Origin of the sequence: Mesorhizobium sp. M1142 (assembly GCF_040318565.1) — a bacterium.
GTDB lineage: Bacteria > Pseudomonadota > Alphaproteobacteria > Rhizobiales > Rhizobiaceae > Mesorhizobium.
This window is the reverse complement of the sequence record NZ_JAMYMK010000045.1, coordinates 1-9,441: the sequence shown is the minus strand read 5'-3', so window position 1 is coordinate 9,441 and position 9,441 is coordinate 1. Positions and strand designations below refer to the sequence as shown.

8 protein-coding genes and 1 pseudogene are annotated in these 9,441 nt (G+C 60.0%); 1 reads left to right on the top strand and 8 read right to left on the bottom strand.

Going from position 1 to position 9,441, the window contains the following annotated elements:
• The 7 genes and pseudogenes from NKH42_RS30440 to NKH42_RS30410 all read right to left on the bottom strand — a co-directional run.
• Positions 1-247: pentapeptide repeat-containing protein (locus NKH42_RS30440; RefSeq protein WP_352751582.1), on the bottom strand; the 247-nt coding region annotated here is incomplete at its 3' end.
• A gap of 84 nt (positions 248-331) precedes the next feature.
• Positions 332-772, bottom strand: a pseudogene (locus tag NKH42_RS30435) (alpha/beta fold hydrolase); the annotation flags it as partial.
• Positions 773-802: 30 nt separating this feature from the next.
• On the bottom strand, positions 803-1,651 hold the full coding sequence (locus NKH42_RS30430; RefSeq protein WP_352751575.1) for a sugar phosphate isomerase/epimerase family protein: 849 nt from the start codon (positions 1,649-1,651) through the stop codon (positions 803-805).
• A gap of 5 nt (positions 1,652-1,656) precedes the next feature.
• Entirely contained in the window at positions 1,657-2,652 is a 996-nt protein-coding gene (locus NKH42_RS30425) for an ABC transporter permease (RefSeq protein ID WP_352751573.1), read from the bottom strand.
• The gene (locus tag NKH42_RS30420) at positions 2,649-3,650 is read right to left on the bottom strand and encodes an ABC transporter permease (RefSeq protein ID WP_352751571.1); all 1,002 of its coding nucleotides are present in this window, start codon (positions 3,648-3,650) and stop codon (positions 2,649-2,651) included. Before NKH42_RS30420 ends, NKH42_RS30425 begins: the two co-directional genes overlap by 4 nt.
• Positions 3,643-5,157: a sugar ABC transporter ATP-binding protein gene (locus NKH42_RS30415; RefSeq protein WP_352751569.1), complete on the bottom strand. Its 1,515-nt coding sequence runs from the start codon at positions 5,155-5,157 to the stop codon at positions 3,643-3,645. The genes NKH42_RS30420 and NKH42_RS30415 overlap by 8 nt, the downstream gene beginning before the upstream one ends.
• An 87-nt stretch (positions 5,158-5,244) precedes the next feature.
• Complete coding sequence (locus tag NKH42_RS30410; RefSeq protein WP_352479380.1) at positions 5,245-6,234, bottom strand: autoinducer 2 ABC transporter substrate-binding protein; 990 nt, start codon at positions 6,232-6,234, stop codon at positions 5,245-5,247.
• Positions 6,235-6,395: 161 nt separating this feature from the next.
• On the opposite strand from NKH42_RS30410, the gene NKH42_RS30405 reads away from it, so the two are divergent.
• The gene (locus NKH42_RS30405) at positions 6,396-7,454 is read left to right on the top strand and encodes a LacI family DNA-binding transcriptional regulator (RefSeq protein ID WP_352751567.1); all 1,059 of its coding nucleotides are present in this window, start codon (positions 6,396-6,398) and stop codon (positions 7,452-7,454) included.
• A 601-nt stretch (positions 7,455-8,055) separates the two neighbouring features.
• Here NKH42_RS30405 and NKH42_RS30400 read toward each other — a convergent pair.
• Positions 8,056-9,057 carry a GlxA family transcriptional regulator gene (locus NKH42_RS30400; protein ID WP_352479382.1) on the bottom strand — a complete coding sequence of 334 codons (1,002 nt, stop codon included), beginning with the start codon at positions 9,055-9,057 and terminating at the stop codon, positions 8,056-8,058.
• Positions 9,058-9,441: the final 384 nt, after the last annotated feature.

The window sequence follows — 9,441 nt, the reverse complement described above, 5'->3', positions numbered from 1 at the left end:
GATTTGCCGCACGGAGATTGGTGTTCCTGAGGTCGGTCGAAGTGAAATCAACACCGAACAGGTTCGCCCCGCTCAGGTCCTGTCCTTCGAGGATGAGAAGCTTTTTGTCACACTCTTGCCAATTGACGCCAGGCGTCGCGGCTGCGTCGCAATTTTGAGCGGCAGCGGCGTTCTGCCAAGCAAACACAGTGCAAACCGCTAGAACCAGGCCGGATGTGCCGTAAGCTCTGGTTCGCCTCAAAGTCATTGTTGCTGGACCTCTGCTACTCGCCGACAATCAACGTTACCACATCTGCTGACACTCGAAAGCGACTGCGTTTTGGCTGAGCGATCAGCTACATCGTACAAACGCGCCAATGCTTTTAAGCAGCGGCTGTTGGCCGCCGACCCAGAACCAATGATCGTTACCGGCGACCTCAATGAACTTCGCGCCTGGGATGTTGGCCGCGAGGAAGCGCCCGGCTTCGATGCGAACGGCGCGGTCGCCGGAACGATGCAGAACCATCGTCCTTACCGAAACTTTTGCAAGGAGATGACGGACATCGGTATCACGCAGGGCTTCCAGTAGGCCCGCGACCGCGCCGGGACTGGAGGCTGCCCTCAGCAACCCAGCCCACCAGATCTGCGCCTGGCGGTCTGCGGCCAGGCTCGAGCCGAAAGTTTCGATTTCCGCCGGGCCACCCCAGCTGGCGAGCAGCCGTTGCTTCCACAGATCGTATTGCGCGGCGGTCAGGGCGAACGGATAGTCGGGCCCGCGGCTGCCTTTCGCAAGGCGCCGTCCGCCTCCCCGTCATCCATTGGGTCAGATCAGACCGTATTGGCGAGCCTTGTTGCGCAGGAATGGCAAGCCATTGCCCATCACTTCGGCCTCGTCCTTCGCGACTGGCCGCCAGACGGAGAGGCCGTAGGAGACTTCCGGCGGCATGTTGATGAAGCTTTCCATGGCAAGTCCGCCCTTGAAGCCGATCGCCGCGAGCGTTGCGTAGATCTCGTCCCAGGGGCAGTTGCCGGTGCCCGGGGTGCCGCGATCGCTCTCTGACAAGTGAATATACTTCAGGTGATCGCGAGCGGCCAGAATACCATTGGCGGCCCCTTTCTCCTCGATGTTCATGTGGTAGGTGTCGAGATGAACAAAGATGTTGTCGGCGCCGACTTTCTCGAGCATCCAGACGGCCTGCGCGCCAGTATTTATCAGGTGGTTCTCGTAGCGGTTCACCGCCTCGATTCCGAGCTCTACGCCGCGCGTCTTGGCGTGCTTGGCGGCGACGGTCAGCACATGCGCGATATTGTCGTATTCCTTTTCGGTGGGGGGCAGCCCGGTGCGTTCGCCAATACCGCCGAAAATCACGCCGGAAAGCGCCAGCGCGCCCATCTCTGCAGTCTTGTCGATCGCCACTTCGAGATGTTCGATAGCGGCATCCGGCCGCACCGAGGCCCAGGCCCGCTCCGGCAGGCCAAGCGAACAAACAGCTGGAAGATTGTGCTTTTCGAGCAAGGCGCGCGTGTGCGCGGCATCGACCGCCGGCGCGTTCAGTAGCGCGATCTCGATAAAGTCCATGCCGTATTTGACAGAAGCGGCGATCGCCTTCTCTGCGCCGGCCCGATCCCAGTTCATCGTCCACATCGAGGTGTGGACCCCAAAACCATGCATCTAACTCACCCTTTGTTTGTGTTCAGGAACTTTAGGCGCCCGGCAAGCCAGCGCAGGATCATCACCGTGATCATCAAAATGCCCCAGACCGCCGTCGCCAGATGCTGGCTGGCGCCCATCAGATTGAGTCCCGAGGACAGTAACTGGAGCACCACGAGCGCGACGAAGACAGGGATCACGCGACCGAAGCCGCCGAATGGATTGACCCCGCCAAGAAAGCAGGCAAGCACAGTGATCAGCAGGTAGGACTCGCCGTGTCCGACACGCACCGAATTGAAGCGGGCCAGCATGATGATGCCGGCGACCGCACACATCGCACCGGACAATGTGTAGACCAGAACCTGCACCTTGCGCGTATTGATGCCGGAGTAGCGCGTGGCCTCGATGTTGGAGCCGATCATATAGGTGTTGAAGCCCAGCTTCATGCGCGTCAGCAGGAGGTGCCAGATCAGCACACACGCGATGAATATGAGCAACGGAACCGGGATCCCAAGAATCGAACCGTAGCCGATCGGCGCCAGGAAGCTGGGAAAGCCGGACACGTCGCCGCCGTGGGTCAGGAACTCACCAAGACCGCGCAGGAAAATCATCATCGACAGCGAGACCAAGATCGGGTGAGCCTTGGTGTAGGCGATGACGAGCCCCATGATCAGTCCACTAAGTGCTCCGACCGCAAGGGCAAGGATCGAGCCAAGGACAAAGGCACCGATGCCCGCGTCGACGCCGCCCTGGCTTTGAAGGATCCAAGCGAGCGTCAGCCCGGCGATGTTGGCCGTGAAGGTGATGGCCAGGTTCAGGCCGCCGGTCAGGATCGGGAGCAGCATGGCGAGTGTGAGCAGGCCGAGCTCCGGCAGTTGGTAGGCGACGGAGCCAAAAGTAGCCCGGGAAAGGAAGTTCGGTGCGGCAATGCCGAACACGATCATGACTACCGCAAACGCGGCAAGCGGACCTGCCAGTTCGGGGCCGAGCAAGTTGCGGACGCGTTCAATCACAACCGTCATGAAGGCATCCGCCGGCTTTTCAGGAACGGCAGCAGCCGTTCAATGCTGGTGTTCGAAAGGGTAATGGCGGCCAGGATGATGGTGCCGACGATCATCTTGAACGCGAAAGGCGACACGCCCATCAAATTAAGTCCGTTTTGGGTGATCGAGACCAACAGAACGCCAAGGATGCAGCCGAGCACGCTGCCTTTGCCGCCGCCAAGCCGTGCACCGCCAAGGACCACGGCTGCCAGGACGTCGAGTTCGCGCCCATATAGGGCGTTGGGCACCACTTCCTGCGCGTAATGCGCTTGGACGAGACCGGCGATGCCCGCCATCAGGCCAAGCCAGCCGAACGCGACAAATTGCATGGCCCCAACATTGATGCCGAAGCGGCGCGCGCCTTCCGGATTGTCGCCGAAAGCGTAGAGCTGGCGACCAGTGGTCGTGCGCGTGATCAACGCCCAGGTAGCGAATACGCAGATCGCCATAATGAGCACGGGTAGGGTGATCTCCGCCCACGTGCCGTCAGCCATCTCGCGCTCGAACAGGACCACGCGGGCGGTGAGCCAGTCCGGCAGATTGTAGATTGAAACGCCGCCTGTGAAGAACATCAGCAAGCCGAAGAAAATGTTGAAGGTCGAAATCGTGGCGACGATCGAGATGATCCTGAACCTGTGGATCAGGAAAGCATTGATGCAGCCCAACGCGATGCCCAATGCGCCAGCGATGGTGAGGCCGACAATCCAATTCCCGCCGCCTATCCAGCCAAGGACGATTGCCGTCAGATATTGCACGACGGAGGCTGCAACCGCGAAGGAGATGTCAATGCCGCCGGCAATCAGCACGACGAGCAGACCGACGGCGAAGATGATGTTGACCGAGCTTGTGTTCAGGAGGTCAAACGCATTGCCGAGGGTGAAGAACCGGTCTGTCGCAAACGACAGGAAGGCGCAGATGACCGCGATCACGGCGAGCAAAGCCAGCTCCGTTGCGTGAGAGCGGACAAACCTACGCATAGACCGCCGCTTCGATCGCCTGTAGGGACGTGACGCCGGGAACATATTCGCCGACAATGCGCCCCTGAGCCATATGCAGCACACGGTCCGCGTTGAAATAGACTTCAGGGACCTCGTCCGAGATCAGGATAATCGACAGGCCGCTGTCGGCCAGCTTGGAAACGATATCGAATATGCCGGCACGCGCGCCAACATCAACACCGACCGTCGGTCCGTCGAGGATCAGCAGTTTCGGTTCAGTCGCCAGCCATTTTGCAATGGCGACACGTTGCTGATTTCCCCCCGACAGGGTCGAGACCGCGTCTTCCTGCTTTCCGATCCTAACGCCGAGATCCCTTATCCAACTAGTGACTAGGGATCGTTTGCGATCGCTCGAAATGAGACCGCCAGAGAGAATCTTGTCCAGCGAGGCAATGACCATGTTGTCGGCAATTGCCTGGGGTTGAATGAGACCTAGCGACAGCCGGTCTTCCGAAAGATAGGCGACACCGGCGGCGATCGCGTCACGGTTGGAACCGAAGCGGACCGGTTTGCCATCCAGCACAACAGAGCCGGACCTCGGCTTGCGCATGCCGAACAAGGTCAACGCCAGCTCGGTGCGCCCTGCCCCGAGTAACCCGGTGACGCCGAGCGTCTCGCCGCGGCGGACCGTCAATGACACATCCTCGAATTCGCCAGGCCGCGACAACCCCTTGACCTCGAGCGTAACCGGGCTCGTGCTCAAATCGCGATGCAGGACGGAATAGTCGAAGGTCTTGCCGGTCATCAGCTCTGTAATGCGCGATTGGGTCAGACCTTTGGTCGGAAAGACGCCAACCAAGGCGCCGTCGCGCAGCACCGTCACACGGCTGGAGATTTCGAGAACCTCCGCTAGGCGATGACTGACGAACACAACGGCAACGCCCGACGCCGACAGGTTCCGCACAATGTCCAGCAGATAGTCGGTTTCAGATTGAGTGAGCGACGCCGTCGGCTCGTCCATGAAGACGAGCTTCGCCTGGCCGACGAGGGCGCGCGCGATTGCCACGATCTGCCGCTGTGCGATGGGAAAATGGTGTAGGGCGAGATCGACATCGAGGGTAATACCAAGACGTTGCAAGGCGTTGGTCGCGACACGGCGCATTTCGGCATAGTTCACCAGCCGCGGCCAGCGGCCGATGACAGTCTGGAACGCGATGTTCTCGGCGACAGTCATCTCGGGAAACAGGGCGAGGTCCTGCCAGATGACCTGAATCCCGCCGGCCTGCGCCGCTACCGGCGACATGTGGGAGTAGCTCTGGCCGTCATAGTCGATCACGGCGCCCGCCTCGGGCTTGTAAACGCCGGTGATGACCTTGATCAGCGTGCTCTTGCCGGAGCCGTTCTCGCCGGCCAGGCAATGCACCTCGCCCGGCAGCACCTCAAAGCTGACATTCTTCAGCGCCTTCACGCCGCCGAACGTCATGTTGACGTTGCGCAGCGACAGCAACGGCCGTGATGCGGCGCCATCGAGTGCCTGATCAGCCATCGAGTTGACCCCTGGATCCAATCGCGTTGACACATCCTCAGCCGGGCAGGCTCGAGGCCAGCCCGGCTGCCACAGCCTTGGGAGGCTTTACAGACCCATCGCCGCGAGGCCGTCGACAGTGTCCTTGTTGATCGGGACCAGCTGATCGACGATGATGTTATGGTTTTCGAAGTCGGGCTTGACTGTCCCTAGCCCTTCGATCGTATCGCCATCCTTTACTTCTTTGCCCTTCATGAGCTGGTCGGCCAGCGTGACGAAAACCTCACCCGCCTGTTTCGGATTCCACATGAAGCCGCCGGAGATCGCATCGCTCTTGATGAGCTTCTGCCCCTGACCTGGAGAGAATGGGCCGAGCACGAATATCTGACCCACCTTCCGGCGCTCTTCGATTGCACGGCCGGCGCCAATCGGGCCTTGGCTGCCGAAGGCAAGGAAGCCTTTCAAGCCGGGATTGGCGGAAATCAGGTCAAGTGCAGTGCTGCGGCTCTTGTCCACATCTTCGGCGACGCCATAACGATCGCCGACCAGCTTCATGTCCGGATGGTTCTTCTTCAGATACGCGATTGCCGCATCGGCCCAGGCATTGTGCAGCGGCACTGTCAGGGAACCAACGAAGACTGCATATTCACCTTTGCCGCCCATCTTGTCCGCCAAGAGCTTCGCATGAGCCTCACCGAAGCCGGTCGCGGACGCTAGTTCGAAATCCCAGTCGGCGCCCTTCTGGCCGGGCGATTCATGCGTGATGACGATGATGCCGGCGTCCTTCGCCTTCTGCAGGACAGGTTCAAGCACCTTCGCGTCATTCGGCACGACACCTATGACCTTGACTCCCTGTGCGATCAGATCCTCGATGGCGCGAACTTGCAGTGCCGGATCGGCACTGGTCGGGCCAACCATGAATGCGTCGACGCCGAGCTTCTGGCCGCGCTCCTTGATGCCCGCCTCCATTGCGTTGAACCAGGGAATGCCGCCGATCTTGACGACGACGCCGACCTTGCCGGCCTGCTGAGCCATGGCAGCGATTGAGCCGCCAAGCACAAGGGTCGCGGCGAGCGCCGCGATCATCAACTTTTTCATCTGTACTCCTCCCATAACGTTCCCAACGGGAACATACCTCCGCCACCGATTTTTGCTTGCACAATCGATGGTGCAAGGACTATCCTGCATCAGGGTGCGCTCGTCAAGGGAGATATTGCTCCAGTGGAATATTGCTCTAAACAGACCCTCCGGAGGGCCAGATGGATCAGCAGGTCAAGAAGAAAGCCACGATCTATGATCTGTCCGTGCTATCGGGCAGTTCGCCGTCGACCGTGAGCGCGGTGCTGAATGGCACTTGGCGCAAGCGCCGCATCAAGAAAAGTACGGCGGAAACAATTCTCAGCCTCGCCGAACGCCACCAGTACACCACCAATCTGCAGGCACGAGGCTTGCGACGGTCGCGATCTGGCCTCGTCGGCCTGATGCTGCCCATCCACGACAATCGCTACTTCTCCTCAATGGCGCAGACATTTGAGGGACATGTGCGCAGCCGCGGTCAATGCCCGGTCGTGGTCAGTGCCAGCCGCGACCCGGAAGAGGAACGCCGGACCGCGGAGACGCTGATCTCCTACTCAATCGACCAGCTCTTCATCGTCGGCGCCACCGATCCGGACGGCGTGCACGAGGTCTGCGAGGCGGCGGGACTGAGGCATGTCAACGTCGACCTCCCGGGAGCAAAGGCGCATTCGGTAATCAGCGACAACTATGAGGGTGCGCGGATGCTGACGGAGGCAATCATCCGCCAGTTCGGCAATGATGACCCCCTGCGACCGGACGAGCTGTTTCTGTTTGGTGGCCGCAACGACCACGCAAGCCGCGAGCGCATCGCCGCTTTCCATGCGACCAAAAAGGCACTGTTGGGCGCCGACCCTGATGACGGAGTACAGTCCTCCGGCTATTCGCCGGACATAACATTGCGTGCCTTCGAGGCATTTTGCCAACGCCATGGCAAGTTGCCGCGCGCATTGTTCATCAATTCGTCGATCAATATGGAGGGTCTGCTGCGTTTCATGGCGGGCCGGCCGGCGGAGATGTTTAGCGAGCTTGTCGTCGGTTGCTACGACTATGACCCCTTCGCCTCTTTCCTGCCTTTCCCCGTAATCATGGTGCGGCAGAATTTTGAGGCGATGATTGCGAAGGCGTTCGAACTGATCAATGAACCTCCCACGGCCCCGCAGATTTTCCTGATTGCGCCGGAGTTGATCCAGCCCAGGTCTGCCCTGAAAGGGCCGCTGGACACGTTGAAGGATATGGCGTGAAGCGCCCCAAGAACCGGTCTTTGCACAGCTCTCTTCATCCAGGCATCAACGCCTGGCACATGTAGCGTCTTTATGGAAGTCAGCGGCGGCAGCGGAACAGTGGCGCGCAGGGAAGTTCGGCGCTCGCAGCAAACCTTTCCTCACAGTATTGCTGCTGGATCAGTTGCTCCGATCGGCTCGCGTCCTTGCTCTGGATACGCAAGCTCGCCGGACTCGTTATCTGTTGAGTAGCCTCAGGAGAAAGTTGAGAATGAAACCTGGCGTCGTCTCGGCGCCCTTCGGTTGCGCGCGGCCGGGCGGTGAAGGCCGGCGACGTGCTGCTGTCGAAGCGATGATGCCAAACGCGACGGCACCATAGCCGAGGTGCTGGCCGGCGACTGGCTCGATGCCACGGATCCACTGATCGCATTCGGGTGAATGGCAACTCGACCAAAGGGCCCACGTCTTATTGCCGCGACTTGCGGACGTCGTGCGGTGTGCAATGGAGGCGGCAACGAAAACATGCGGGCTGAGATGCGCCCCATCGCAAGACTGAGTGCGGCCACGCCGTCGAAGCCCCTTTGGTCGAACCGGATGCGGATGTGGCAATGCCGGTGACTTTTTAGACAGCGACGGGATGTTTCCTGTTCAGTCGTTCCTGCTGCGGCGTCTGGGCGTAGAGTTCCCGGTAGCATTTGGAAAAATGCGACGCCGAAACGAAGCCGCACGCGATGGCCACTTCGACTATGGGCAAGGCTGACTGGATCAGCAAATGCCGCGCGCGCTCAAGGCGGATATCCAAATAATAGCGGGCCGGGGAGCGACCCATTTCGAGATGGAACAGACGCTCGATCTGCCGTCGCGAGAGCCCGACATGGTCGGCAATATCACCAATCGATATCGGTTCGGACGGATTGGCGTCCATGAGTTCTATGATCGTCAGCACCTTGGAGTTCTGAACGCCAAGCCGTGCTCGCAGAGGAAGTCGCTGGCGATCGCTCGGGCTGCGTACTCGATCGGTCAGCACCTGCTCACATACGTGCCTGACCAGAGTGTCGTCGAAATCATCGCCGATCAGCTTCAACATCATGTCGAGAGCAGCAGTCCCGCCGGCGCATGTATAGATGTTCTGGTCGACCTCAAAAAGGTCGGCAAAAACGTTGGCGTTCGGAAACGCCTCGGCGAAGCCAGGCAGGTTTTCCCAATGGATGGCGCAGCGTTTGCCAGAGAGCAACCCGGCAGCCGCGAGCACATGCGCACCGGTGCAGAGCCCGCCGATCGCAACACCGCGATTATGTTCCTCGCGCAACCAGGCAAAGGCCGACTTGTTTGAATAGCGCTCGATGTTGATGCCGGTGCAGACGATGACCATCGATGCCCTATCTGGGCCAGCCATCTTACGCCGCTCGTCCTCCAACGACGTGTTCACCGAGCACAACACGTTGTTCGAAGCGGGTACAGGCTGCCCGTCGATACTGGCGAGCCGCCATTTGTAGGCTTCGTAACCGAGCATCCGGTTGGCGATGCGGATAGGCTCCAGCGCCGTCGCAAAGGCGACCATGGTGAAATCCGGCACAAGGAAGAAGACGAGGGAACGCTTGATGCGATGTTCGGCTATATTCATTGGGCCAACGTTGGTGTTGCGAACAGGATGTCGCGATTGCGTTGTCTACGCCAGACGCGGCAACAACGGTACTTCATTCCACATGGTGATGAGATTCCGTCGCAGCATGCAATTTATCATATTTTCCTTCCCAAGAGCATGAGAACGGTGGGGCGGCCAGGCAGGTTCCTGGGGCCAAAATGACGTTGCGGCTCATGCGCATGGGCTCGCCTGAGGCCCGCGAGCACCTGGCAGCCGGCCACCCGAGTCCCCCTTGTGCAACAGCGCCTGACCGGCCCCCCCGCCAATTCGCGCGGCGGAGGTGTCGGGCGAATTGAGAAACTGACCCCCTGACGAAATGAAGAACTGACCCTCTCGGTTATGAGAGGAGGCATGGATGACGAT